Genomic DNA, 24,473 nt, shown 5'->3' on the forward strand with positions numbered 1-24,473 from the left:
GGATGTGAGCTATAGCGCCTAGATCTATGGACCGCGCGCCGGATCAGGCGCGGACAATCGCATGATCGGGATCATAGGGGCCCGGTGCGATGACCTCGGCCGGGGTCAATCTGCCGATTATGTCGATAGAGACCTCTGTGCCGGGGGTCGCAAGCGCGGGGTCGACAAAGGCATATGCCAAGTTCATGCCGAGCCGGTGACCCCAATCACCGGATGTCACTGTTCCCTTCACTGCGCCGTCCACCATCACCGATGCCCCGCCATGGGCCGGGGCGTCGCGGCTCTGAATGGCCAGCGTGACAAGCCTGCGCTGCGGGCCGGACGCCTGCCGCGTCAACAGGGCGTCGCGACCGATGAATTCGGCCTTCTCCATCCTGACGAACCGTTCCAATCCCGTCTCGAACGGATCGAATTCGGTCACGATATCCGCTTTCCAGTGCAGATATCCCTTTTCCATGCGCATCGACTCGACGGCGCGGGCACCAAATACCTGCATGTCATGCGCCGCGCCCGCCGCGCGGAGCGCGAGCCAGGCCGCATAAAGCTGTGCGTTGGGGACATGGATTTCATAGGCCAGTTCCCCCGAATAGCTGACTGACATGACTACCGCCGGGGCGATGCCGACAAAGCATTCCCGCACACTGAGCCAAGGGAATGCGTCGCGGGACCAGTCGGCACGGCTGACCGCCTGTATCACGGCGCGCGATTTTGGCCCGGCCACGACAACGATCGTGTGGTCATTGGTGATCGAGCGGATTTGCACATCTTCCCCGGGTCTCAGATGCGCGCGCAACCAGTCCATGTCGTGATATTCTGCCGCTGCGGCAGATCCATACCATACCCGGTCAGGGCCACGGTCCGACGCGGGCAGATTTGCGATCGTGGCCTCGGCCTTGAGCGCGCCAAAGTGATTGAGAAGATAGCAGAGCCCGACCTTTCCGGGCTTGCGTGGTATGCGGCTGCAACTCATCCGGTCAAGAAAGTCGTGCACACCGGCACCGGTCAGTTCGATGCAGTTAAAGCCGTTCACCTCGCAAATGCCGACACCGGTCTGAACCGCCGCCACCTCGCGGGCCACAACGTCAAAGGTTTCGTTGAACCGAAAACTGTGGGTCTCGTGGAATTCGGGGCCGGGTTTCATATAGTCCACGCGCTCCCACCCGTTGACGACCTTGAACGCCGCACCGGCCGCCGCCAGGATCGGCGTCAGCGGCGTGGTCTTCATCGGTCGCCCGGCGGGGCGGTGTTCATGCGGGAAATGAAAGCGAAATTCGTTCTGATAATCCTCGATAGCCTTTAGTGCGGTCAATTCCACATTGGCATGGCTGGTGAACCGGCGCGGGTCCGTGACCCAGGTGTCATATTGGGCCTCGCCATGAACGATCTGCTGCGCAAGCAGCCAGCCATGACCGCCCCCTTCGCCAAGTCCCGCCCGCAGGCCGATGATGCAGAATGCATTGCGCTTGCCGGGAATGCGCCCCACCAGAGGCGCGCCGTCGATGGTATAGGTGATCGGGCCGTTGACAACGGTATGAATGCCGACGTCCATCAGCGCCGGCATACGGGCAAACGCCCCCTCCAGCACATCCGTGACCCGGTCAAGATCGTCAGGGCAGAGCGCGTTGACGAAATTCGGGTCGATCCCGTCCATGCCCCAGGTCTTGCACCCTTGCTCATAGAATCCGAGCAAAAGCCCGTTCTTTTCCTGACGGCAGTAGTAATCGCTGATCGGGCAACGCAAGAGTGGCATGCGGTGGCCCGCATCACGGATCGCGGGAATTTCTTCGGTCAGGAAATACTGATGTTCCATCGACATGACAGGGTGATGCACCCCCATCATCGCGCCCACCTCGTTGACACGATAGCCGCATGCATTGACGACGATCTCGCAGGCGATGTCGCCCTTGTCTGTATGCACGGTCCAGCTGTGATCCCGATTCTGGGTGAGGCCAGTCACGGGAGTATGACGATAGACTTCGGCCCCTGCTGCGCGCGCACGCCGCGCGAGCGCCTGACAGAGCTGCGCCGGGTCGATATCGCCATCCAGAGGGTCCCATAGGCCGCCCAACAGGTTTTCGGTGGAAATCAGAGGGTGCCGGCGCGCGCATTCGGCGGCGTCGATCACCTCGAAATGCACCCCCATGCCCCGAGCCATTGAGGCAAAATGGCGATAGCCATCCATCTGCGCCTCGGTGTTGGCTAGCCGGATACCGCCGTCGCCATGGTGGTAATTGATCGGATAGTCCGGATCTTCGGACAGTTCCTTGTAGAGCGCAATGGAATGCGATTTGAGACCAACCATTGTCTGGGTCATGCCAAAATTCGTCACCTGCGCAGCAGAATGCCAGGTGGTGCCCGAGGTCAGTTCGTTGCGCTCGACCAGAACCACATCGGTCCATCCCTCGCGGGTCAGGTGATAAAGGGTCGAACATCCAGCGATCCCGCCGCCAATGACCACAACGCGCGTCTGCGATTTCATATCATTCCTCCCAGAATTCCCGGGCACCGTCTCACTTTGGCGGAAGGTGTCAACACGAGCGGCCTATATTCGAAATCATCGAATTGATTTTATGATTTTATCGCGCAGCCTTTGTTGATCTTGCAGGCTGCGCCGCCCCACAGGCTAAGTGGTCATGCCATTGCATGTGGAGCGTTTTGACATGACCGAGCCCTCCCCCGGAACCAGACGATCCGGCCGAAAGGACCGCATTTCGAGGCGCGCGGCCAAAACAGGCGCAAATCCGGCTGCGCCCGGTCAACATGGCGGCAGCTATAAACCGCTGAGCGAGAGGGATCTGGTCGCGATCTTCGAGACAGCGCTCCGCTTGTTGGCAGAGCTTGGTTTGGGAGAGGTGCCAGACAGGCTCAGTCGGGATCTAAAGGCGGCAGGGGCCTTGGATAATGGGGCTGGGCGTCTTTTGTTCCCGCCCGAATTGACGCGGGCCGCGATCAAATCGGCGGCCAAGACCTTTGTGCTGCATGGGCGCGACGATGATCGCTCGATAGAGGTTGGTGGCGACCGGGTCTATTTCGGAACCGGTGGGGCTGCGGTGCAAACACTGGATTTGGATACGGGGCAATACCGCCCTTCCACCTTGCAGGATCTGCACGATTTCACCCGGCTTCAGGACACTTTGACCAATGTCAGCTGGTTCACACGCTGCTGCATCGCTACAGATGTGCCCGACAATTTCGACCTTGATGTCAACACCTCGTATGCCTTGCTACAACACACGACCAAGCCTGTCGCAACGGCTTTTACCCTGGCCGAGCATGTGGCCCCCATCGTCAAGATGTATGACATCGTTGCCGGGGGTCCGGGAAAGTTCGCGGAAAAACCCTTCGTCAAGGCGCATATCAGCCCGGTGATTTCACCCATGCGTTTTGGTGAGGACGCGGTGGATGTGGTCTATGAATGCATTGCCCATAACATCCCGATGTCCTGTATCACGGCGGCCCAATCCGGGGCCACGGCCCCTGCGACCTTGGCCGGGTTTCTCGCGCAATCGCTGGCCGAGACATTGGCAAGCCTTGTCATGGTCAATGTCATAAGCCCCGGCTTTCCAATGGTCTTTTCTAATTGGCCATTGGTCATTGATTTGCGAACGGGCGCTTTTACGGGCGGTGGAGGCGAAATTGCGGTGCTGAACGCGGCCTCCGCGCAGCTCAGCAATTGGCTCGGGCTGCCCTCCGGGGTCGCTGCATCCATGACTGACGCAAAGGCAATTGATGCCCAATACGGGGTGGAAAAGGGGCTGACTTCGATGGCTGCGGCCCTGGCAGGGGGCAATCTGATCTACGAGTCTTCGGGCATGACGGCATCATTGCTGGGCGCCAGCTTTGAGGCCTTCGTTCTGGACGACGAAATGCATTCTGCAACCTACCGCGCCCTCCGTGGGATCGAAGTGACCGAAGAGAACCTGGGGTTTGACGCCATATGCGAGGCGGTTCTTGGCGACGGTCACTTTCTTGGAGGGCAGCACACCTTCGCGGCGATGGAGCGGGATTACTTCTACCCCGTGCTCGCGGACCGGGACCAGCCCATCACTTGGTCGGAAAACGGAGCACAGGACGCTTGGAGCCGGGCCAGGACCAAGGCCCGCAAGATTCTCGCCCATCATCACCCGGCCTATCTGACACCTGAACAGGATGCCGAAATCCGCGCGCAATTCAGAATTCTTCTATAGCTTTGGCGGCGGGAAAGAGGTGAAAACCCGCCTTGAGCCACGGCATCTTGTCGGTGGTTGGATCAATCACCTTTGACTGAATCTGCAGTCGCAAGGTCGTTACGACAAGATCGACCACCCCGCTGCCATATCCGGGCGATGTATAAACTGAGATATAGCGTGAAAAACCGCGACCGGGAAATGGCAGCAGTTTCAGACGCGACTGAAAGCGCAGGGCGCGGTAATAGTTGGTCGGGGTCGTGATGGCCCATCCCTGACCCTCGGCCACAAGGCCAAGCACCGATTGGTTGCTCTCGAACTCGAACCGATTGGGTGGACTCAGCTTCATGCGGCGCAGGTGCGTTTCGATCCGCGATCCGATCAGTTGACGTTGGCTATAGCGGATCAGGGGCAGGGTAGTGCGCCCCTCTACGTAATCCTCTGCCACAAGATCGCTATCGGCAGGAACCGCAAGAACGAAGGGGTCCCGCAGCAGCGGATATTCATTGACGTCCTCAACTTCGACGCTTGGTTGCGCCGCGACGCCAATATCCAACTCCCGACGGCGTATCAGATCGATCACCTCGTGGCTGGGCCGGGTATAGTGGGAAAACTGACATTTGGGCAGGCTTGCTGCCAACTGCCGTGTCAGGAGCGGGGCAACTTCGCTATCAAAATCCTCGATCAATCCGAGGCGCAGGTTGCGCGTTTCGGCGATCTGATCCGAGAACACGGCGATTGTTCCGCTGTCCAACATGGCAATCGCCGCCTCGACATAGGGCAAAAGCAGTGTCCCTTGAACGGTCAAAGCCATTGGACGCTTCGCATGATCCAGCAGGTGGCACCCCAGAGCGTCCTCGAGGCAGCGCAGATGATGCGAGACAGTGCTGACGGAAAGCCCACTGTGCTGAGCCGCGAGCTTCACTGAGCCATGTCGCGCCGTCAGCTGAAAAACCTCCAGCCATTTCAAACTCATCTGAGAAAGTTTCACGGAAATTCTCCCGCTTCGGACCCGCAGGATGAAATGTCATCCGGCATGATCGGAATGTAAATGCGATTAAGTCGAATATAGGGATGGGGACACCATCGCTGAGTGGTTTCATGTGTCGCTCATGTTCCTGCACCGCCTTTCGCGTATCCGCTCTTGGTGACCTAAGGGTGTCTTTGCGAAAAATGACTGCGGCATCCACTGGATAGGCACCATTGAGCCGCTGTTCTTGATACGACGGATCGAATGCGCAATACGTTGAGCAAGCCCAAGACCGGTCCGGGCATGTTGACAAGACAGCCCCAGAGAATGAGCGGGAGTAGCAGCATCAAAGTCCTGTTTCTTGTTTCAAGCGCCTATGGGCACATGGATTTCGGCGGTCTCGGGTTCTTGCGTCTCAGCCAGAAGCTTGAGGCCGAAGGGCACAGTTGCGTATGGATCAGCTGCGGGGATCAGGTCACTCGGCTGCGAGCGCATGGCTGCGAGGTTGAGGAAGAGAGGCTTCTGAACCAGCTAAGTCTGATGCAGATGCGGCAGATCGAAGACTTGGAGAAAAACCATGCGCTGCGCGAAGACATAATTGCAGCGCTGGGCCGTGTTCGGCAGCGCATGGCGCAGCATCGACCTGATGTTGTCTTTATCGACCGCCTGCTCGTCGGCGCCGGACTTGCCGCCGCCCAGCTTGACCTGCCTTATGCGGCGATGGGGACGCCTGGTGGGTACTGGCGTTTTTTCCTGTCTCCCGCCCAAGGGCGCGTCAACATTCATCCTAGTCCCGAGCCGATCCAAGAGTATCGCGATCTTGGCGAACGGCTAAAGGAAGAGCTTGGCTGGCAAAAGGGTGGGCTGGACAGTGGCTGGCTGCGGTCGCCGCATTTGAATGCGCAGTTCTTGCCGGCGCGGTTCTACGAGCACATCAACGATCCCGCGAGCATCAGTATCTACAACCATACCACGCCCGCGCCAGCGCTTGAGGTCCGCCGAATTGGCGTATCCTTTGGAAACCAAGGCCGCAAAGAAAGCCTGATGCGCCAGACAGAGGCGCTGATCTCGGACATACCCCAAGGTCAGGGTGTGAGCCTCTTTCTTGGCAACGATCGCGACCTCTACGCGCACTTTCAGTCGCTCAGTCAGGGCAAGGATGTCGATTTGCATCGGTGGACTGACTTCAACGCAGTCATGCCGGGGCTGTCGTCGTTTCTGTTCCTGGGTGGCGTTGGCACGATCTGGCACTGTCTGCAGAATACTGTGCCGATGATCGTTGCCCCCGGATTTATCGGGGATCAGCTGGAAAACGCCCGACGTCTCGCGGCCCTCGGGCTTGGCGTGCATATGGCCGAAGACCGGCCCGTTGAAGAGATCACGGCCATTGTTCAAAGCGTGGCAACAGACGCAGAGATGCGAGAACGGCTGGCGCAGGCGCGCGATCCATCGTCCTTCTCCCACACTATGGACAGCGTTTTCGAGCAGATTTGTGACTTGGCCGGGTGATAGGATGCGGGACCACTCGTTTCAGGGCCATTGTTTTGCGATTATCGTGCAACGTACGCATATCGACCCGCTTGACGAAATGTTCTACACACCAAACCGGATCATTGCTGGCGATGGCTCTCCGGCACAGCAGGGCGGTATTTGATGGCAGAAATCTATCCGGCAAAGGTTGTTTGCATTCTTGGGATGCATCGAAGCGGCACCAGCTGTTTGGCAGGAAGCCTAGAGGAACGCGGTCTGTTTCTTGGTGATGTGATCAATTTTGCAACATTCAACCGACGGGGCAACAAGGAAAGCCCCGAGATCATGCGGATCAATAATGACCTTATGGCGCTGAATGGTGGATCCTGGGACAATCCGCCCGAAGACATGCGGTGGAATGATGAACTGAGAACGCGTCGGGACATGCATATTGCATCGCTGGACGGCCGTCCGATCTGGGGGTTCAAAGATCCGCGCACCGTGTTCACGTTGCCATTCTGGCAAGAGGCGCTGCCGGACATGCACTATGTGGCGACCTTTCGGCACCCTTTTGCCGTGGCGCGCTCACTGCAGCGGCGCGGCCCGAACCTGCAACCTGCTATCCCTCCGTTGGAGCTTTGGATGAAGTACAACCGTAAATTATTGCAGCACATAACGGCCCACGACATCCCTCTGGTCAACTTTGATTGGCCTGCCGATGTTTATGGCAAGGCGGTGGATTATCTCGCGGGTCACCTCGGTGTTGCGTCCGACGCCCCGGCAGAAGACCCTTTTTACGAACAGAGCCTGCGCATGAGCGATGGGGATGTGGGCACGCCGCAGTCGCTCAGCCCCGAAGTTCGCGGTGTATACGACGCGTTGTTGGAACGGGCGATGCCTCTCTCCGAGATCGTAGGAACTGCTGCGATGCGTTCGACCGAACGGCCAAGATGACGCGGTCAGAAGATCGCTGACCTGTAATCCAGCCTTGGCATCCATGCCTGTCGGTGCTGTCCCGTCCCCGTCGTATATCCGGATCACGAGGTTTGGTGATGCGGAGGCCGCCACGATGCTTCGTGACACCGGCCTTAGATCGGTGGCGCTGCGCGTTCGGTCATCAATTGGCGGGCTGTGACCCTCTCTCGGTGGATCATGTAGAGACCCGCGCCGATGATGATGGCGATGCCTGTCAAGGTCAGCGCGTTGGGGAAATCGCGGAATACCAGATAGCCCAGCAATGTCGCCACCGGCAGTTCCAGATATTGCAGCGGGGCCAGCGTGGCCGAGGGTGCCAGCGACAGCGCATAGGTCATCATCATGTGGCTGAGCGTGGCGAAGAACCCGACCCCGAGCAACCAGAGCCATGCGATACCCTGAGGTTTGACCGGATCGAGCATGTCGATCCCCGTGCCCTCGGCCAGGATCATCACCGGCAGACAGAGAAGGCTGGCGATCAGGCCGGTGTGAAATTGCAAGGCCACAGGATGCATCCGCCGCGACAGCCCGCGTGTCACGAGGATATAGAAGGCAAAGCCAACCGCCGTCCCAAGCGGAAAGAGTGCCACTACGCCAAAGGCCGCGAAACTGGGCTGGATCACGAACAGGACGCCGACAAAGCCCACCATGGCCGCGCCCACGCGGCGCGGGCCGACATCCTCACCCAAATAGAACTTGCCCACCAAGAGCACGATGAACGGTGCCACGAAGACAATCGCCAACGCATCGGCCAGCGGCATGACCCGGATCGCGGCGATGAAACAAAAGGTCGAGACAAAGAGCAGGACCGCGCGAGACAGTAGCGCCAGCCACTGCGCGCGTGGCACCCGCAAGGACAACCCCATGAACCAGACAAACGGGGCCATGAGCGCGCATTGCACGAGGAACCGCGCGGCGGTGATCTGGCCCACCGGCACGCTGGTCGACGCCAGCTTGGCTGCTACATCGAGAAGGGGAGCAGTCACGCAAAACCCCAGCATCAGGGCAACACCGGCAAGAATGCGGTCGGTCGAAGGAGAGGCAGAGGCAACGCGTGTCATGCCCCCCGCATAGGATGTCCCCCCGGTGGCGTCTACCCTCTTTGCGACGCCTCGCGGCCCCCAAGGTCTACGCATCTCCCTCGCCAAAGCAGAACCCTAGACTTTGTTCCGGCAGATATTACCATGCACCCAGTCTCATCCCACGCAATCCTCATTCCAAAAGGAGATCGCCATGGCCGACGGAAGCCCCGACCTGACCACAGCAAAGCGCAGCGTTGTTGTGAGTGGTTTTACAAATAGCGTGCTGGACCCGGAGGCCCCGATGCTCGGGCCTGTTGAAAGTGGCGGCACGATTATCGCCAACACGGCCCCGGGTTGCTGGGGCCCGATGATCACACCTCGGTTGCGTGGCGGTCACGAGGTGACGCAGCCTGTTGCCGTGGCAGGCGCCGAGGTGGGCGACGGCGTGGCGATCCGGATACGGGATGTGACCGTGACCTCGATTGCCACGGCTTCGGGGCATGACAGCTCGCCCGAGGGGTTTTGTGTCGGCGATCCGTATGTCGCGGCGCGCTGCCCGGTCTGTGATACGGTCTGGCCCGAAACCCATGTCGAGGGGATCGGGCAGCAATGCGTCAAATGCGACACCTGCGGCAATGCGGTGACACCGTTCGAAATTGTCCACGGCTACACCGTCACCTTTGATGACACGCGGGCCGTCGGCCTGACCTTGCCAGAGGCGGCGGCGGGCCAGATCGCCCGGAGCGCCAACCATTATGCGGCCCTGCCGGATGCAAGCCGTCAACATTCGATCCTGAGCTATGCGCCCCATGACATGCCAGGTGCCATGGTCCGGATGCGGCCCTTTCTGGGTCAACTCGGAACTTGCCCGTCGATGGCCATGCCCGACAGCCACAATGCGGGGGATTTCGGCGCGTTTCTTGTCGGTGCGCCCCATGCCTACGCGATCACCGCCGAGCAACTGGCCGAGCACAAGACCGATGGGCATATGGATATCGACGCGGTACGACCGGGGGCGATCCTGATTGCGCCGGTCAAGGTCAAAGGCGCGGGCGTCTACATGGGCGATATGCACGCGGCACAGGGCGACGGTGAAATCGCGGGGCACACGATGGATGTCTCGGGCAGCGTGACACTTCAGGTGGAGGTGGTCAAAGACTATCCGATCGACGGGCCGGTGCTCTTTCCCCTGCTCGAAGACCTGCCGCCGCTGGCCAAACCCTTCAGCGCCGACGAACGCGCAAAGGCGCAGCGCCTGGCCACCCAGTGGTCGGTTGCCGAGATCGAGACGGTTGCACCTATTTCGGTCATCGGCACTGCCGCCAATCTCAATGACGCGATCACCAACGGATTGGAGCGGGCGGCAAAACTGCTCGGCATGACCGTCGCCGAAGTGCGCAACCGCGCGACAATCAACGGCGCGATCGAGATTGGTCGGGCGCCGGGGGTAATTCAGGTGACATTCCTTGCCCCCCTGTCCCGGCTCGATGCTGTGGGTTTGGGTCACTACGCGCGCGAACAGTACAACCTCTGAGTCATTGAGGTTGGGGGCAGTGTCCCCCAACCTGACCAGCGCCGCGCGGTCCTTTCGTCTAGAGCTTGCTGTGGGTTCCGTCGCAGAGCGGCGGCTTGCCGCTGTGCTTGCAGCCGCAAAAGAACACCCGCTTGCTAGTCTCTGCAGTATATTTGACCGGGGCAAACTCTGTGTCCTTGTGGCTTCCGTCGCAGAAGGGCTGTTTGCCGCTTTTGCCACAGGCGCACCAGAAATAGGTTTTGCCCTCTTCGACTTCGACGGGGTAGGGGGCCTTTTGTGCGATAACGGGGTCTGACATATGCTCTGCTCCGGTAATGAACCCTTGTCTTCGATGCGTGCTCTTGCGCCGCGATCAGCCCGCTATGGCGGCGCGGTAGAGCGTGGCGGCGTCGTTGCCCGACAGATCGACATCGTCGAGCATCACCACGGCCCCCGCCGCGATATCGCGTGTCACGCGCACCCCATGGGCCAGACCGATGGGCAGCGCCGCGCCCGCGCGGCTGAGCGGGAGCGCCTTGCCCCAGACGGTATAGCCGCCCTCGCCATCCAGCACCTCGCCCGCCTTCAGTGCGCGCTTGGCGACCGAGGCCACGGTGCCGCGCATCTCGCGCGCTTGGCCGGTGGGCTCGTGGCGCAGCGCGGCGCTCAGGACGGAGATCGACAATTCCAGCCCGATCAGGTGAAAGGGCTTGTACATCGACGCAAAGCGCCCGGTGGAATCCGTGGGCAGGCCGTATTGCTTGAAACAGGCGGCGGCATAGTCATTGGGGGCCTCAAGCACCACATAGACGCCCCAGCGCAGATCACGGAACACAGGCCGCCCGTCGCGTTCGAGTGAGGATACGGTTTCCACCATGCCGCGCCCGTCCAATTGCCCGCCCACCGCGCGCGGCCGCAGCACATGCGCCAGATCATCCACGCCACATGGGGGGAAGCTGAGACCGTTGTCAGGAACATCGAGACCGCAGGCATTGGCAATCGCCACCATTTCGATCGCGCTCTTGGTGCCGTCGAGAAAAGAGTTGAACATCTGCGGATTCATCCCCGCCGCCGCCGCTTGTTCTGCAGTCAGGCCATAATGCGACCAGACGTCATCAGGCGTGACGGCGTGATAGGCGGGCAGGTATTTGGTGCCCTTGCCCGCCGCCGTGACGTGAAATCCGGTGGCGCGTGCCCAATCCACCATCTCTGACACCAGCGCCGGTTGGTCGCCGTAAGCCATGGAATAGACCACGCCCGCTGCCCGCGCCTCTGCGGCAAGGGTTGGGCCTGCCAGCACATCCGCCTCGACATTCACCATCACGACGTGCTTGCCGCCTGCAATGGCGGCGCGCGCATGGATAATCCCGGCACGCGGGTTGCCGGTGGCTTCGATGACAACATCGACGTCGTCACGGGCGGCAAGCGTCGAACCATCGTCAACATAGGCCGTGCTGGCGATGCGGCTCTCGTCCCAGCCGACCGCGGTACAGGCAGCCCGGGCGCGGGCAGGATCGAGATCCGCAATCGCCGTCACTTCGAGCCCCGCGATGGTCGGCACCTGGCTCAGGAACATCGAGCCAAACTTGCCCGCCCCGATCAGCCCCGCCCGAACAGGCTGCCCTCGATCCGCAGCCTCAGAGGCCAATCGCGCAAGGTTCATATCACATCTCCACGTCTGCCCCAGAGCATGCGACCCGCAAGCCGCTGCCGGGGGATGATAATCCGCTTTTCACTTGATCATATCAGGCTTGCCCCCGACAAGCGGATTTCAAACCGCCATGGTCGGCGCCCTCTCCCCCGATGCGGACCAAGGGACAGCGGCTCAGTCCTGCGTTCCCGTCACGCCCGGAATATCGACCGTGCCGAACACGCGCCCCGATGGCCGGCCCGTTGGCGAGCCACCGGGCGGTTCCTCGGAAATGCCCAAGGTCAGCGTGCCCCGCACTGCTGCAATCTCGGGCGGCAGCGCCAGCGCCACGCTCTCTCCATCGGGCCATAGCCCTACGGATTGCGCAGGCTCGTCTGGCCCATGCGCCCAGACTTGCAGGATGCGCCCTGCGGGCGCTGCCCCTGCGGTTCGGGTTAAAAATACCTCGTCCCGTGCCTTGTCCACCAGCGCGACAACGCGGAAGTCGCCTATATCCGACGCAATTTCTGCTGCGTAGAGCGGCCCAGGCTGAGGCGGCGCAATCGGCCCCAGATCCACCACTGCCAGCGCCACCGCAACGGCCACCGCGCCCCCCGCCAGCGCCTGCCACAGCCCAAGACGCCGCCAGAACGGCGTGCGCGCGGGTTCAGGGAACAGCCTGTGCAAGAGCGCCGCCCGCGCTCCCGCAGGCGGGGCGAGTGGCGGCAGGTCGGCCAGAGGCGCAAGCTGACGCTCCCAACTCACGACGCGGGCGGCAAAGGCGGGGTCAGACGCCATGCGCGCGCGCGCCGCCTCAAACGCCTCGCCCGTGAGCAGACCGATCGCATATTCCGCAGCCAGCATGTCATCGTCATCCAAGGTGTCGGTCATCGGCTCATACACTCCCGCAAGGCTGCAAGCCCGCGCCGGAGCCATGTGCGCATGGTATTGAGCGGGATACCCGCGCGCGTGGCCAATTCGGCATAGCTGAGACCGTCGAGATAGGCACCGGTGATGGCTGTGCGGCGGTCCTGTTCCAGTTCTTCAAGACAGCTTTGAATACGCCCAGCCTCTGACCGCGCCACTGCGATGTGCTCTGGATTTCCGCCCGGCGCAGCGATCCCGCCATGATAATCCTCGACGTCGTCATGTAGCCTCCGCGCCCTGAGCCGGTCAATTGCCGTGTTGCGCGCAATCGTGATGAGCCAGGTCATCGGCGCATGTCCGGTGACGCGGTAGCGGCCGGCATGGGCCCATATCTTGACGTAGGCGTCCTGCATGGCGTCCTCGGCGGCATGATCCTGCCCCAAGACACGGGCGCAGACCGCATAAAGTTTCGCGCTTGTCGCATCATAAAGTGCGGCAAAGGCGACACGATCACCAAGCGCGCAGCGCGAAATGAGATGTTCGAGATCCTCAGCCACGCGCAGACCCCCTGCGTTCTGCGGGGGGATCGGTTTTGTCTGTCGCGGGCCAGAGCGGCGCAGTTTCGGAATTCGTATCGATTGGTCTGGCCTTGTCCAAAAAATGTGCCTCGCCGTGAAACTTTCGCTCCGGTCGAGTCGTGGCTGTTACGAATTGGCCCGCATTGGGCGGTCCAATGCAAGAAGAAAGGACTTTTCCCATGTCGTTCAAGACCACATTTGCCCTGACCACCGTCGCAGTTTCCTTGGGTGCCGCCGCTCAGGGCGACGATCACGTCACGCTCAGGGGCTATGCTCTGGCCGCGGATGGCGGCACGCTTGTCACCATGGCCGATCTGTCCCAGCCCGGCGCCGTTGAAACCTACGCCCTCGCCACGCCCCTGCGTGCGATTGCCTATCGCCCGGTGACAGGTCAGCTTCTGGGTTATTCCGATGGCGCGATTTTTGCGGTCGATCCGGAATCGGGCCAACTCACGGATCTTGGTGCCACCTTTATGGAAGATGCGGTTATCGGCGAAGGGGCCGTGGCCTTCGACTTCAACAATCAGATCGACGCCGTGCGCGCGGTCGGCGCGGACGGATCTAACCTTGTCTATTTTCCGCAAGGGTTCGGCGACAATGACGAACGCGCCAATTCCGTCCGCCGCTTTACCGATGCCTTCTATGTCGCGGGCGACATGTCGGCGGGGTCCGACCCGGTGATCTTTGCCAATGCCTATACCAACGCCATTCCGGGGGCCAAGGCCGCTTCGACCGCGCAATATGCGCTGGATGCTGGTGCTGATGCGCTTGTGACACTGGCCAACAACGCGGGTGAACTGGCCAGCGTGGGACACCTGAGCCTTGACGGCGCGACCGTGGATGTCTCCGACTGGGGCGGCTTTGACATCGTCTCGCCTGAGGAAGGCACGGATATGGCCTATGCCATCCTGCAAATCGAAGGAGCGGAGACCGCTGGCCTCTATTCAGTTGACCTTGGCTCAGGTGCACTGACCGAAATGGCCGATCTCGGCATGGGCGGATTTACCGGCTTCGCGGTCGCGCAGGCACAATAGCCCGCGCACGGGCCGCCTGCGGCGCGCTTCTTCACGCACACTGCCGCCCCCGGTCCTCGACCGGGGGTTTGCGCGTGCGGCGGCATTATCGTGTTGCCAGCGCCCGGTCCCAATTATCGATCGCGGCTGAGGGCATTGTGGGTTTTTAGTGCCGCAGTCTTGGTATGATCTTGCGTCGTGATATGTCGTAAGTACCTATATTTATTTATACATTTCTCATGTATCGGGCGTTCCAAGCTCACGCATGGCGCAGGCAGGCATGCGTCGTCATGGTCCACTGGTCGCGCGGGTTGCAAGGCTGTCGCTGGCCTCTGTTGGAAGCATTATGGACGCTTGGAACCCGGACGCTGCCCCCGGACGCGGCGACTCCAGACAAAGCGGGCTTCCGATCCGCTCCGCGATTGCGGCAACGATGGCGAGGCCCAACCCACTGCCCTCTTCTGTCGCCTGCGCGCGCTCAAACCTGGTCGTCAGGCGGTTGAGGGTGTCGCGCGGCACAACCGGCCCGTCATTGGCCACCACCAGCCGTCCTGCTGCCGTCAATGCCACATCGACCGGAGCGCTCTGTGCCCCGTGGCGAAGCGCGTTTTCCACGAGGTTCCGGCAGAGGATTGCGAAAGCGTCCGGGTCGATATCCGACATGACAGCCGGATCCGGCAGGGTTAACGTGATGCGCCCGGGTGCGGCCATGCGTTCCAGGTCGTCCACCACCAGACGTGCGACGTCTCGCAGATCGGTTGGATGATCCGTGCGCAGCCGCCCACCTTCAGCGCGCGCAAGCTGCATGAGGCGTTCGGAAAACCGGGTCAGACGCTTGAGCGTCGCCTCGATCTCTGCGGCGCGCGCCTCTGTCGCCGGGTCTGATGTTTCGGATTTGAGCCGTTGCGCTTGCGCGATGGCCCCTGCAAGGGGCGTCCGCAGTTCATGCGCCGCGTTCGCCGCAAAGCTGCGCTCGGCCTCGAAAGCGTCGCGCAATCTTGAGAGCAAGCTATTCAAGGTCGCAGCCAGCGGGGCGATTTCCATTGGCAGCTCGCCTGCGGGAACCTCCGAGAGATCACGCGCACCGCGTGCCTCGAGTGTGGTGCGGAACCGGCGGAGCGGCGCAAGACTGAAACGAACGGCGAAGATGATAGCGGCCAGAGAAATTGGCAGCACGACAAGCAGAGGCAGGCCGAGACCCATCTGGATTTCCCGTGCGACAGAGGCACGATGCGCCAGCGGTTCGGCAACGGTGATGCGGACCGTGCCTTGAAGGGCTGCGTCGCTGTAAAAGCGGTGGCTGGCGGTCTCGTGAAATCCCGGACCGTTCCAAGGTGGAAACATGGCCGCATCCGCGGCATGGGATTGCAAAAGGACACGCCCCTCGGCATCGCGGACGACATAGGTAAAGAACTCGTCATGTGCGCGGATTGCGGCCAGACGCTGTGTGACGCCTTGATCCTCGCGCCCGACGATGTCGATCACGGCCAAAGGCAGGATGCGCTCTGCGGTTTCGCGCAGGGCGCTGTCGAAAACCTCGTCCATCTCGTCCCGGACAATCAAGGCTGTCACCGAGGCGGCCAACAGCCAGAGAACCGTAAGAACAAGGCCAAGCGTAAGCCCAAGCCGCGCCTGAAGACTGGCGGGCCACCTCATGCTTTGCCCAAGCGGTAGCCCATGCCGCGTTCGGTTTCGATGATGGCGGCACCAAGCTTTTTGCGCAGGCGGCTGACATGGACCTCGATTGTGTTGCTCTCCACCTCGGCGTCGAAGCTATAGAGTTTTTCTTCCAGCTGTGCCTTGGACAAGAGCTGACCCGGCCGCGCAAGCAGCGCTTCGAACAGCGCCCACTCCCGCGCTGTCAACTGGACCGATTTGCCATCACGGTGCACGCTGCGCGCCGCAAGGTCGATGTCGAGCGGGCCATGGGTGACGATCGGGTTTGGATTGCCGCTGTAGCGTCGCGCGACGGACCCGATGCGCGCGGATAGTTCGGCCAAGTCGAACGGCTTGACCAGATAATCGTCGGCCCCCGCGTTCAGCCCCTCGATCCGGTCAGAAATCTGGTCGAGCGCGGTCAGGATGATGACCGGCGTCACGTCGCCTCGTGCGCGCAAACTCTTGAGAAACCCGATGCCGCGCCCATCAGGCAGCATGAGGTCGAGCAGGATCAGGTCATAGGCCGTGCTGCGCTGTGCGTCATTCGCGGCATCAAGGCGCGTGACCCAATCGACAGATTGGCCATCGCCCGCGATCTGGTCGCGCACTGCGGCACCAAGAACTGTGTCGTCCTCGATCAACAGGATGCGCATGCGTGGTTTTCCTTTCTACCGGGTCCCGGTTTCTCGCAGGCCTGTATGACGCAAACCTGACGCGCGTGGCTCAGTCTCTTCAGGCTCCTGTCAGCTTTGTCGCGCATCGTTGCTGTCACGTTAACCGCAAAAAGGAGTTTGGCCCATGAAGAAGACGGTGACAATTCTGGGATTTCTCGCGGTGTTTCCGGCCGGTGGCGCGTTGGCGGACGATGACTGCTTTGTGCCGATGGCCGATTGGAAACCGCGCGATGCCGTGGCCCAAATGGCGCAGGAGAAGGGCTGGACCGTGCGCCGCATCAAGATTGACGATGGTTGTTACGAGATCCACGGCCGCGATGCGACGGGCCGACGGATCGAAGTGGCGATCCATCCGGCGACGCTTGAGGTAATAGAGCTCGAATATGAGGACGAAGACGATGAGTGACGCAAGCTCGCGAACGGCGGCGCAAGCGGAAACCTATAGATCCGCAGAAATCAGGGTCTGGGACCCGGTGGTGCGGATGTTCCATTGGAGCCTTGTTGTCGCGTTCGCCGTGGCATGGCTGAGCGCCGAAGAACTCGACACACTGCACGAAATTGTGGGCTATGTCGTCCTTGGCTTGATCGCCCTTCGCGTCATCTGGGGCTTTGTCGGAAGTCACTACGCCCGGTTTGCCCAGTTTCTGAGGGGGCCGCGCGTGATCGTGTCCTATCTCGGGGACATGGCACGTGGCAGCGAGCGGCGCTACATTGGCCACAACCCGGCGGGTGCGGCTATGGTGATAGCCCTTCTGGTGACGCTCTCGGGCACCGCCTTTACCGGTTGGCTCATGGCTGAACCGGACCGTCTGGCCCTCTTGCCGGATATGCCACAGATCGTGGCCCCCGCCTGGGCCGATGATGACGGCGACAGGGAATCCGGGGCCGAAGGCGTGCTGGAAGAGGTCCACGAAACACTAGCCAACCTGATGCTTGTGCTCGTGGCGCTGCACGTCGGCGGTGTCGTGTTCGCCTCAGTCCGGCACCGCGAAAACCTTGTTCGGGCCATGGTCACGGGGGAAAAACGTGGGGCCGGTCCTGATGATATTGGCTAAAGGGCGACATACCGCAAGTCTTGGCCGCCCCTGAGATTGCAACTGGCCTCGCAGTCAACTGCGGGGCCTTTTTCTTGCTTACGTCAAGCTGAAGCGAAAAACGCTGTGATGTCAGGGTTTCCTCAGGTCTGCACCCGAAATTGGGCACAGCAGACGAAAGGAGACCCTGCCATGAAAAAGACCCTGACACTTCTTGTCGCCTCGACCGCATTGACCGCCGCCATTGGTGTCCCGGCTTGGAGTACGATGCGCGTCTCTGGCGGCGAGGGCCTCTGGCCGCTCGCCGCGCATTTCGACGAGGGGACGCAAGCGCTGCCCCTCGTGCGGGTTAGCGATGACGACGATGACGACGACCGTGATGACCGTGATGACGACGATGACGACGATGATCGCGGTGGTGCCCGCAATCCCGCCCCTGCCGGCACCGTTGCGCCGCCGCAGAACGGACTCTTCGGCACCGGCACCGCGCCGCAAGTCAAAGTCAATTGATCCATTCTGCGGCGCGGCGGAAGCTGCTGCGCCGCACGTTGAACGTCACACTCTGAAACAAGGAATTCATAGATGAAATCGCTTCTCGCAACACTTGCCCTGACCACCGCGCTGACGCTCCCCGGCCTTGCCATGGCCCGTCCCGTGACGCTGACCACGGCGCTGACCAATTATGGTGGAGATGGTGCATATCTCGCGCTCTACGTCACGGATGCGTCGGGAGCCTATGCCGGTAGTCTGTGGATGGCAGGCGGAAAATCGAAATATTACAAGCATCTGAGCGACTGGTATCGCGCCACGGGCGGCGACACGGCGCAGGTCAACGGCATCACGGGCGCCAGCGTCGGGGCGGGCCGGATGCTTGAAATTACCCTTGATCTCGCGGATGCGCTCTTTGACGCGGGCTATACGCTCCACATTGATGCGGCCGTCGAGGACATGCGCGACAGTCCCAATGAGGTGGCTGTGCCCCTGACAACGACGGGCGCTGGCACGCCGGTGCGTGGTCGCCGCTACGTTGCCAGCTTTGCCTACGATATGTGAGGAGAGGGACCATGATCCGCGCAATCCACCGCTGGCCGGGTCTGTTGGCCTTGGCGCTCATGTGTATCCTGTCCCTGAGCGGCGCGGCGCTGTCGGTCTTTCCTGCGGCCGAGCGTTTGACTGCGCCGCAGGCCGAGGCAGGGCTGACGGTTGCCCGTCTGGCGGATCGCATTCAGGCCGCCTATCCGGGTGTCGAACAGATCCGGCGCGCGCCCTCGGGGCGGATCACGGCCTATTGGTTCGATCAGGGCGCGCCCGGCGCCGCCGTAATCGACTCTGCGACCGGGGCAGGGCGTGGCCTCGGCCGATCCAAGCCAGGTTCAGCGTTGGCTCACCAACCTGCACCGTTCGTTGTTTTTGGGGGATGCAGGCCGCATCGCCATGGCGATGGGGGCAGCGGCGCTCTTGGTTCTTTCGGCCTCGGGTGGGGTGCTGATTGTGCGCCGGGTCGGGGGCTGGCGGAACTGGTTTGCGCGGTTGCGCGGGCCGCGCGCCCATCGTCTTCATGTAGAAGTCGCGCGCATTGCGGTGATTGGCCTTGTCCTGTCGTCCGGCACGGCGCTCTGGATGGCGGCCTCCACCTTTGATCTGCTTCCGGACAGTGGCCCCACGCTTGCCATGCCAGCAGAGGTGAGTGGGGAAACTGGAGTCGCATTGGCCCATATCCCGGTTCTAAACCAGACGCCGGTGCGTGACTTTCGCGAGTTGAGTTTTCCCTTTCCGGGCGATGCGACGGATGTCTATACACTCCGGACGGATCAGGGCACGGGGTATCTCGATCAGGGCACTGGCGCGCTTCTGGGCTGGGAGGCCCTTAGCGGATGGGCGCGTGTGTCGGACACCCTCATCATGCTGCACACTGGACAGGGGGCGGCGGTGCTGGGGCTGATCCTTGGCCTCTTGGCGCTTGGTGTGCCGGTGATGGGCGTGACAGGTGTGTGGGTCTGGCTTGTCGGGCGTCGCGGGCGGCCTCGGATACGGGGCAACCAACCGATGGCACGCGCGGATACGATCCTGTTGGTCGGCAGTGAAGGTGGCAGCACCTGGGGCTTTGCTGCGACATTACAGGCTGCGCTGACACGGGCCGGGCACCGCGTTCATGTCGGCGCGATGTCAACCTTCGCGCCAGAGCGCTATGATGCCGCCCAGAGGATCATCCTGCTTGCGGCGACCTATGGCGATGGGGCGGCCCCTACCTCTGCCATCGGGTTTCTTGACCGGCTGCGCGCGGCCGACAGTACCCCCCGCATCCCGCTTGCCGTGGTTGGCTTTGGCGACCGCAACTTTCCGGCCTATTGCGCCTATGCCGAAGAGGTCGCGGCGGTGGCCCAAGCACAGGGTTGGTCCCAACTCGTGCCGCTGGATACGGTCGATCGCCAAGCGCCGCAGGATTTTGCCCGCTGGTGCCGCGCGCTTGGCGAGGTTTTGGGGATCGACCTCGACATCACGCATCAGCCTGTGACGCCGCACACCGAGACGCTGACGCTCGTGTCACGCCGGGATTACGGGGCCGAGGTTCAGGCTCCAACCGCGATCCTGCGGTTCGCTCTGCCGCGGGTCTCTCTCTGGCAACGGCTGATCGGGGGCGGCTTTGCCCGGTTCGAGGCTGGTGATCTGATCGGCATTCTGCCCGAGGGCAGAGCGCTGCCTCGGCTCTATTCGCTTGCCTCTGCGCGCCGTGATGGATTTCTTGAGATCGTCGTGAAAAAGCAGCCTGGCGGCCTTTGTTCGGGTCAACTCGCGGCGTTGGAGCCGGGGGACACGGTGCGCGCGTTTCTACGTCCCAATCCCGGTTTTCACGCAGGGCGGGACCGCGCGCCGCTGATCCTGATTGGTGCGGGCACCGGTATCGCCCCGTTGGCAGGTTTTGTGCGTGGCAATGCCCGCCATCGGCCCATTCACCTGTTCTTTGGCCTGCGCCATCCCGATAGTGATTTGCTCTATGGCGAAGAGATGCCTCTTTGGCAGGCACAGCGCCGTCTTACGCGGCTGGTTACGGCGGTCTCGCGCTCGGCGCGGCCCCGCTATGTGCAGGACGCGGTGCGCGGCGACGCCGCCGAGGTTGTGCGCCTCATCTGCGACGGAGCCCGCGTGATGGTCTGTGGCGGGCGCGACATGGCGGCAGGTGTTGCTGATGCGTTGGCTGACATTCTGGCACCAACCGGGCTTACGCCTGCGGGTCTCAAGGCGGAGGGACGGTATGTCGAAGACGTTTACTGAACGGGAGCGCGTAGCGCTCAACGGTCCAACTATGGGCACGCGGTGGTCGGCGCTGTTTTTCATGGAACCCGGTTTTGAAACGGATGCGATCAAGGCTGCACTGCAAGCGGCAGTCGATGAGGTCGATGCACAGATGTCCACCTGGAAGGCGGAGAGCGACCTGATGCGTCTCAACGATGCCCCGGTGGATAAATGGGTGGCAGTGCCCGCGCGGCTGGCAGAGGTCTTGCGCCTTGGCCTCAGCATCGGGCGCGCCTCGGGTGGGGCCTTTGATATCGGCATGGGCGATGCGGTCACGGCGTGGGGTTTTGGTCCGAAGGTCGCCATGCCCGAGGAAATTCGTGCGGCGATGGCCGCTCAAAGATGCCCGGCGCACGAGGTGTTGGATCTTGACGACACACAGGCCTGCAAGCGTGCGCCCATTGCGATTGACCTCAATGGAATTGCCAAGGGCTATGGGGTCGACCGACTGGCCGAGGTCTTGCGCGGTCATGGGGTTTCCGATGGCCTGGTCGGGATCGACGGCGAGATGCGTGCGTTTGGTCTGCGGCCCGATGGGGAGGCTTGGACTATCGCCGTCGAAGCGCCGGACAGTGCGCGCCGAACGTCCCACTCCATCCTCGCGCTTGCGGATGCCGCCGTGGCCACCTCGGGGGATTATCGCCACTGGGTCGAGGTGCGGGGGCGGCGTTTGTCGCACACGATGGACCCGACGCGCGGCACGCCTTTGATGGCCGCGCCTGCCTCTGTCACCGTTGTGGCCCAGACCTGTGCAGAGGCCGATGGCTGGGCGACAGCACTGATGGTGCTGGGGCCGGATGCGGGTGCCACGCTTGCGCGACAACGTGGGCTTGATGCGCTCTTTCTCTTGCGGGAGGAGGGGCAGTCCCTGCGAAGCATCGGGGTTGGGCGATTGTTTTCCGCAGAGCCTTGAGACTGGAACCGGAGATGCAATCCGCCGCCCTCATGTTCCAAGCGCAGTTTGCCATGCATCGCGTGCCTGTTCAGGCCGCACTGGATCTCGCCTGTCGCGCGCTGCCAAGCTGGATGACGGTCGTGTTCCGCTTGCGCAGGTGACTGGGCAATCGCATCCGGGTGCTCTCGTCAACCTCGGGCCCCAGCAAGAGCAGCTTGGGTTGCGCAAGCCGGACACGGGCGAGGCTGAGCGCAAGGCGCTCGGTGTGGGTCAGGTTCTTGCCACCCTCCAGAACGGTTCCGCTCAATCCGCCCAACCGGTCGAGCAGGGGGCCGAGCCCCACGTCGCGGGCCAGCTGCTCAAGCGTTGCCTCATCTGGCCGATGGTCACACCCCATCAAGAGGGCGCGGCGCAAAGATCCTTGCAAAAGCTCGGGGGTGGTGCCGAGGCACTGCACATTGCGGCGCAGGCTGCCGCGGCTCAGATCGCGCAGGTCAACGCCGGACAGCAGTATCCGCCCCGCCGTTGGCGTATCGAGCCCGAGCAGCATGTCGCCGACAGCCCGCGCATCGAGCTCGTCAATGGCAAGATGGGTTTTTGTTCCGCCCTTGGTGTGCAGATTCAACGACGGCCCGGATGGCAGGGGCACATCCTCGAACGTGACATCGACCGGCCCTTTGGGCAGACCCTGACCAGCCCGGTAGAGATCGCGTTTCTGCCGCGATAGCGCGGCATGAGCCTTGATCGAGGCGGCCCGAAACGCGGCCCGATGGTTCCAGACCCCTCCCAGATCGCGCAGGGGCGACAGCAGGAGGCCGAGAACGGCCAGTGCAGCGGCAATGTTGCCTGGTCCCAGCCCCGCGCGGTGCCCCGTCAGAATGACCAGCGCCGCGGCAATCCCCGCCGCAAGATCGGGCAGGGCGTTGAGGGTTTCGGCACTCAGGCGATGGCGCAGGGCGGCACGGATCATCGCCTCTGTGCGCTTGTCCAGTTGGGCCAGTTCCTTGCCGCGTCGGCCCAGGCGGTCCAGCTGTGGTGCCAGCGGCATCCGCTCGGCCATGTCGGCCGCGATCCGGGCGCGCCGCACCCGCAGACGGCGCTGCAACGGGATCAGCCGCAAACCCCCAAGCGCGATGGCAAGCAGTGTGATCCCGAAAACCGGCGCCACGGCCAGGGCAAAAATCGGGTCAAGCAGCCAGAGGGTGACAAGCATCGCCGGGATCAGCACGGACCCCGCGACAAGGCGCGGCAATCCCAACCCCAACCAGTTGCGAAAGGCGGTCATGTCACCGACAAAGCGCAGCGACATATAGCCTGCGCGCCTTTCTGCCACTGCACGAGCAGGCATATGCGCTGCGTGCTCGAAGAGGGCGGCCCTGATCTGGTGGGCATAGTCCTGACCAATGCTTTCGCCCAGATATCGCGCGGCGATGCGGGTGACGGCGATGATCGCCCCGGCCCCTGCAAGCACGGTCAGACTGGCGAGCGACAGCGGGCCACCGCTGTGCATCCCTTCGAACAGCGCGCGGGTGGCAAAGGCGGCGGCCCCGGCCGCCATGCCCTGCACCAGCGTCAGCGCGGCGACAAGGGCAAGGCCGCGCCCGCGTCCTCGATCCAGAAGCGGGGGCAGTGCCATCACGCGGCCCGCCGATCCGTGCCCAACGCGCGCAAGGCAAAGACATTCGCCTCAGCCGGATCGGCCAGATCGGCTTTGCGCAGGACCGGCACGCCGGTGGCGGTCTCTGCCTCGGCCGCAGCCATCGGCGAACAGCTCAGGATGCCGGTCAGCGCATCGGGGCGCAGCCCGTGCCGGGCCAGTTCGGCCACCCCACCCGCCGCCGCGACGGCATCGCCGCAGGCAAAGATCAGGCCCGACTGCCGCGCGCGCAACCAAGGGTCCGCGACCAATGCGCCGGTCTCTCGTTGGAAAAGCCCGTCGGCGATTTCCATGACGGCGATCTGGCAGCCCCGTTGCGCCGCATGCCCCAACAAGAGGTCAAGCCCGGCCTTCACCCGTCCCAGCGGTTCGCGGTAGGTCGTGACCATTCCCGCATCAGTGAAATCGGCCACCCAATGCGCCCCGGTGTCGGCATATTCGTTGAAATCGCCAAAGGCCCCCGTGCCGGTCCCCTTGAGCGCGGCCACCTTGTAGCCCGCCCGCCGCAAGCCCAGCGACAGTTGCGCGGTCGCCAATGTCTTGCCCGAATTCATCGCGGTGCCAAGGACAAAGATCACCGGAATATCGCGGGCGCTGGTGAGGGGCGAAAGGGCATAGCGCGCAAGGTTCACGGGCTTGCCCGCGCCATCCATCAGACGGCCGACGGGCAACAGGCGGGTCGCAGTCTTGATCCGTTCATTTCGGGATACCATCCGCCCGATACAGCCGCCACCTGCCAAGAGGTCTGCCCCTTTGGGATCAATTTCCGCAAGGCCCTCGAACTGATCGGGCGCATAGCGCGCGCCACAGGCCAGAACCACCATATCCCCCGGATAGATCAGTGACGGGCGCCCTGTGGCGAGCTGGACACGGTGGTGCTGTCCAAGGCTTGCGACCTGCGCAAGGATCAGATCCCCGGCGCGGGCCGCGCCAAAGTCGGTGTCCAGTCCGGCAATGTCGTCGTGATCGACCCGCCGGGTCGAAAAGGTCCATTTGGCATCTGCAAGGCAAGAAAGCATGTCATGTGTCATGGGCGTTATCCTGAGGTGAGGGTGT

Annotated in this window: 22 protein-coding genes and 1 pseudogene; 12 read left to right on the forward strand and 11 right to left on the reverse strand. The window is 62.4% G+C overall.

The features are described 5' to 3' along the window. Nucleotides 1–43 precede the first annotated feature (43 nt). A complete protein-coding gene (locus tag ROSMUC_RS13470) occupies nt 44–2,479 on the reverse strand; it encodes a GcvT family protein (protein WP_037273902.1) in 2,436 nt (811 codons plus the stop codon). A 181-nt stretch (nt 2,480–2,660) separates the two neighbouring features. On the opposite strand from ROSMUC_RS13470, the gene ROSMUC_RS13475 reads away from it, so the two are divergent. Then, a complete protein-coding gene (locus ROSMUC_RS13475; RefSeq protein ID WP_037274154.1) occupies nt 2,661–4,187 on the forward strand; it encodes a trimethylamine methyltransferase family protein in 1,527 nt (508 codons plus the stop codon). On the opposite strand, the gene ROSMUC_RS13480 is transcribed toward ROSMUC_RS13475, so the two are convergent. After that, nucleotides 4,171–5,142, reverse strand: a complete 972-nt coding sequence (locus ROSMUC_RS13480; protein ID WP_037273904.1) for a LysR family transcriptional regulator — start codon at nt 5,140–5,142, stop codon at nt 4,171–4,173. The two genes, ROSMUC_RS13475 and ROSMUC_RS13480, sit on opposite strands and share 17 nt — an antisense overlap. Before the next feature lie 321 nt (nt 5,143–5,463). On the opposite strand from ROSMUC_RS13480, the gene ROSMUC_RS13485 reads away from it, so the two are divergent. Genes ROSMUC_RS13485 through ROSMUC_RS13490 form a run of 3 tightly spaced genes read left to right on the forward strand, consistent with a single transcriptional unit; the run spans nt 5,464 to nt 7,560 of the window. Continuing rightward, nucleotides 5,464–6,645 carry a glycosyltransferase family protein gene (locus ROSMUC_RS13485; protein ID WP_102105958.1) on the forward strand — a complete coding sequence of 394 codons (1,182 nt, stop codon included), beginning with the start codon at nt 5,464–5,466 and terminating at the stop codon, nt 6,643–6,645. Nucleotides 6,646–6,649: 4 nt separating this feature from the next. Then, complete coding sequence (locus tag ROSMUC_RS21040) at nt 6,650–6,790, forward strand: hypothetical protein (RefSeq protein ID WP_170062570.1); 141 nt, start codon at nt 6,650–6,652, stop codon at nt 6,788–6,790. Further along, nucleotides 6,790–7,560, forward strand: a complete 771-nt coding sequence (locus ROSMUC_RS13490; RefSeq protein ID WP_052115355.1) for a sulfotransferase family protein — start codon at nt 6,790–6,792, stop codon at nt 7,558–7,560. The genes ROSMUC_RS21040 and ROSMUC_RS13490 overlap by 1 nt, the downstream gene beginning before the upstream one ends. A gap of 134 nt (nt 7,561–7,694) precedes the next feature. On the opposite strand, the gene ROSMUC_RS13495 is transcribed toward ROSMUC_RS13490, so the two are convergent. Beyond that, the gene (locus ROSMUC_RS13495) at nt 7,695–8,642 is read right to left on the reverse strand and encodes a DMT family transporter (RefSeq protein ID WP_037273908.1); all 948 of its coding nucleotides are present in this window, start codon (nt 8,640–8,642) and stop codon (nt 7,695–7,697) included. A gap of 172 nt (nt 8,643–8,814) precedes the next feature. Here ROSMUC_RS13495 and ROSMUC_RS13500 point away from each other — a divergent pair, with 172 nt between their 5' ends. Further along, a complete protein-coding gene (locus ROSMUC_RS13500) occupies nt 8,815–10,137 on the forward strand; it encodes an acetamidase/formamidase family protein (RefSeq protein WP_037273911.1) in 1,323 nt (440 codons plus the stop codon). Between the two features lie 58 nt (nt 10,138–10,195). Here the strand turns inward: ROSMUC_RS13500 and ROSMUC_RS13505 are convergent, their stop codons facing one another. The 4 genes from ROSMUC_RS13505 to ROSMUC_RS13520 form a co-directional block, all read right to left on the reverse strand. Further along, entirely contained in the window at nt 10,196–10,435 is a 240-nt protein-coding gene (locus tag ROSMUC_RS13505; RefSeq protein ID WP_037273914.1) for a CDGSH iron-sulfur domain-containing protein, read from the reverse strand. Between the two features lie 54 nt (nt 10,436–10,489). After that, on the reverse strand, nt 10,490–11,779 hold the full coding sequence (locus tag ROSMUC_RS13510; protein WP_037273917.1) for an NAD(P)H-dependent oxidoreductase: 1,290 nt from the start codon (nt 11,777–11,779) through the stop codon (nt 10,490–10,492). Between the two features lie 162 nt (nt 11,780–11,941). After that, complete coding sequence (locus tag ROSMUC_RS13515; protein ID WP_037273920.1) at nt 11,942–12,637, reverse strand: anti-sigma factor; 696 nt, start codon at nt 12,635–12,637, stop codon at nt 11,942–11,944. Continuing rightward, the gene (locus ROSMUC_RS13520) at nt 12,634–13,176 is read right to left on the reverse strand and encodes a sigma-70 family RNA polymerase sigma factor (protein WP_102105959.1); all 543 of its coding nucleotides are present in this window, start codon (nt 13,174–13,176) and stop codon (nt 12,634–12,636) included. Before ROSMUC_RS13520 ends, ROSMUC_RS13515 begins: the two co-directional genes overlap by 4 nt. Before the next feature lie 194 nt (nt 13,177–13,370). Here ROSMUC_RS13520 and ROSMUC_RS13525 point away from each other — a divergent pair, with 194 nt between their 5' ends. Then, a complete protein-coding gene (locus tag ROSMUC_RS13525) occupies nt 13,371–14,225 on the forward strand; it encodes a DUF4394 domain-containing protein (protein WP_037273925.1) in 855 nt (284 codons plus the stop codon). Between the two features lie 267 nt (nt 14,226–14,492). On the opposite strand, the gene ROSMUC_RS13530 is transcribed toward ROSMUC_RS13525, so the two are convergent. Both ROSMUC_RS13530 and ROSMUC_RS13535 read right to left on the reverse strand, forming a co-directional pair. Further along, entirely contained in the window at nt 14,493–15,860 is a 1,368-nt protein-coding gene (locus ROSMUC_RS13530; RefSeq protein WP_037273928.1) for a sensor histidine kinase, read from the reverse strand. Further along, on the reverse strand, nt 15,857–16,516 hold the full coding sequence (locus tag ROSMUC_RS13535) for a response regulator transcription factor (RefSeq protein WP_037273930.1): 660 nt from the start codon (nt 16,514–16,516) through the stop codon (nt 15,857–15,859). The genes ROSMUC_RS13530 and ROSMUC_RS13535 overlap by 4 nt, the downstream gene beginning before the upstream one ends. Nucleotides 16,517–16,661: 145 nt before the next feature. Between ROSMUC_RS13535 and ROSMUC_RS13540 the strand changes: the two genes are divergently transcribed. The 6 genes and pseudogenes from ROSMUC_RS13540 to ROSMUC_RS13565 all read left to right on the forward strand — a co-directional run bounded on the left by ROSMUC_RS13540 (nt 16,662) and on the right by ROSMUC_RS13565 (nt 21,778). Continuing rightward, complete coding sequence (locus ROSMUC_RS13540; protein ID WP_037273931.1) at nt 16,662–16,943, forward strand: PepSY domain-containing protein; 282 nt, start codon at nt 16,662–16,664, stop codon at nt 16,941–16,943. After that, nucleotides 16,936–17,592: a cytochrome b/b6 domain-containing protein gene (locus ROSMUC_RS13545; RefSeq protein ID WP_037273934.1), complete on the forward strand. Its 657-nt coding sequence runs from the start codon at nt 16,936–16,938 to the stop codon at nt 17,590–17,592. Before ROSMUC_RS13540 ends, ROSMUC_RS13545 begins: the two co-directional genes overlap by 8 nt. A 171-nt stretch (nt 17,593–17,763) precedes the next feature. Continuing rightward, a complete protein-coding gene (locus ROSMUC_RS13550) occupies nt 17,764–18,081 on the forward strand; it encodes a hypothetical protein (RefSeq protein ID WP_037273936.1) in 318 nt (105 codons plus the stop codon). 72 nt (nt 18,082–18,153) lie between these two features. Continuing rightward, entirely contained in the window at nt 18,154–18,624 is a 471-nt protein-coding gene (locus ROSMUC_RS13555) for a DUF2271 domain-containing protein (protein ID WP_037273939.1), read from the forward strand. Nucleotides 18,625–18,635: 11 nt separating this feature from the next. After that, nucleotides 18,636–20,844, forward strand: a pseudogene (locus tag ROSMUC_RS21590) (PepSY domain-containing protein). Beyond that, a complete protein-coding gene (locus tag ROSMUC_RS13565) occupies nt 20,825–21,778 on the forward strand; it encodes an FAD:protein FMN transferase (RefSeq protein WP_037273941.1) in 954 nt (317 codons plus the stop codon). The pseudogene ROSMUC_RS21590 and the gene ROSMUC_RS13565 overlap by 20 nt, the downstream one beginning before the upstream one ends. A 70-nt stretch (nt 21,779–21,848) precedes the next feature. On the opposite strand, the gene ROSMUC_RS13570 is transcribed toward ROSMUC_RS13565, so the two are convergent. Together ROSMUC_RS13570 and ROSMUC_RS13575 are read right to left on the reverse strand one after the other, a co-directional pair. Continuing rightward, nucleotides 21,849–23,396: an ABC transporter transmembrane domain-containing protein gene (locus ROSMUC_RS13570; RefSeq protein WP_037273945.1), complete on the reverse strand. Its 1,548-nt coding sequence runs from the start codon at nt 23,394–23,396 to the stop codon at nt 21,849–21,851. Further along, nucleotides 23,396–24,448: a P-loop NTPase family protein gene (locus ROSMUC_RS13575; RefSeq protein WP_075571738.1), complete on the reverse strand. Its 1,053-nt coding sequence runs from the start codon at nt 24,446–24,448 to the stop codon at nt 23,396–23,398. The genes ROSMUC_RS13570 and ROSMUC_RS13575 overlap by 1 nt, the downstream gene beginning before the upstream one ends. Between the last annotated feature and the right edge of the window lie 25 nt (nt 24,449–24,473).

Origin of the sequence: Roseovarius mucosus DSM 17069 (assembly GCF_000768555.3) — a bacterium.
Classification (GTDB): Bacteria; Pseudomonadota; Alphaproteobacteria; order Rhodobacterales; family Rhodobacteraceae; genus Roseovarius; species Roseovarius mucosus.

Coding starts and splice junctions, on each gene's coding strand:
- ROSMUC_RS13530 (WP_037273928.1), bottom strand. CDS start 15,860: ATGAGGTGGCCCGCCAGTCTTCAGGCGCGGCTTGGGCTTACGCTTGGC.
- ROSMUC_RS13555 (WP_037273939.1), top strand. CDS start 18,154: ATGAAATCGCTTCTCGCAACACTTGCCCTGACCACCGCGCTGACGCTC.
- ROSMUC_RS13565 (WP_037273941.1), top strand. CDS start 20,825: ATGTCGAAGACGTTTACTGAACGGGAGCGCGTAGCGCTCAACGGTCCA.
- ROSMUC_RS13475 (WP_037274154.1), top strand. CDS start 2,661: ATGACCGAGCCCTCCCCCGGAACCAGACGATCCGGCCGAAAGGACCGC.
- ROSMUC_RS13545 (WP_037273934.1), top strand. CDS start 16,936: ATGAGTGACGCAAGCTCGCGAACGGCGGCGCAAGCGGAAACCTATAGA.
- ROSMUC_RS13570 (WP_037273945.1), bottom strand. CDS start 23,396: ATGGCACTGCCCCCGCTTCTGGATCGAGGACGCGGGCGCGGCCTTGCC.
- ROSMUC_RS13480 (WP_037273904.1), bottom strand. CDS start 5,142: ATGAGTTTGAAATGGCTGGAGGTTTTTCAGCTGACGGCGCGACATGGC.
- ROSMUC_RS13485 (WP_102105958.1), top strand. CDS start 5,464: ATGAGCGGGAGTAGCAGCATCAAAGTCCTGTTTCTTGTTTCAAGCGCC.
- ROSMUC_RS13540 (WP_037273931.1), top strand. CDS start 16,662: ATGAAGAAGACGGTGACAATTCTGGGATTTCTCGCGGTGTTTCCGGCC.
- ROSMUC_RS13490 (WP_052115355.1), top strand. CDS start 6,790: ATGGCAGAAATCTATCCGGCAAAGGTTGTTTGCATTCTTGGGATGCAT.
- ROSMUC_RS13470 (WP_037273902.1), bottom strand. CDS start 2,479: ATGAAATCGCAGACGCGCGTTGTGGTCATTGGCGGCGGGATCGCTGGA.
- ROSMUC_RS13515 (WP_037273920.1), bottom strand. CDS start 12,637: ATGACCGACACCTTGGATGACGATGACATGCTGGCTGCGGAATATGCG.
- ROSMUC_RS13525 (WP_037273925.1), top strand. CDS start 13,371: ATGTCGTTCAAGACCACATTTGCCCTGACCACCGTCGCAGTTTCCTTG.
- ROSMUC_RS13535 (WP_037273930.1), bottom strand. CDS start 16,516: ATGCGCATCCTGTTGATCGAGGACGACACAGTTCTTGGTGCCGCAGTG.
- ROSMUC_RS13575 (WP_075571738.1), bottom strand. CDS start 24,448: ATGACACATGACATGCTTTCTTGCCTTGCAGATGCCAAATGGACCTTT.
- ROSMUC_RS13495 (WP_037273908.1), bottom strand. CDS start 8,642: ATGACACGCGTTGCCTCTGCCTCTCCTTCGACCGACCGCATTCTTGCC.
- ROSMUC_RS13550 (WP_037273936.1), top strand. CDS start 17,764: ATGAAAAAGACCCTGACACTTCTTGTCGCCTCGACCGCATTGACCGCC.
- ROSMUC_RS13505 (WP_037273914.1), bottom strand. CDS start 10,435: ATGTCAGACCCCGTTATCGCACAAAAGGCCCCCTACCCCGTCGAAGTC.
- ROSMUC_RS13510 (WP_037273917.1), bottom strand. CDS start 11,779: ATGAACCTTGCGCGATTGGCCTCTGAGGCTGCGGATCGAGGGCAGCCT.
- ROSMUC_RS13500 (WP_037273911.1), top strand. CDS start 8,815: ATGGCCGACGGAAGCCCCGACCTGACCACAGCAAAGCGCAGCGTTGTT.
- ROSMUC_RS21040 (WP_170062570.1), top strand. CDS start 6,650: ATGCGGGACCACTCGTTTCAGGGCCATTGTTTTGCGATTATCGTGCAA.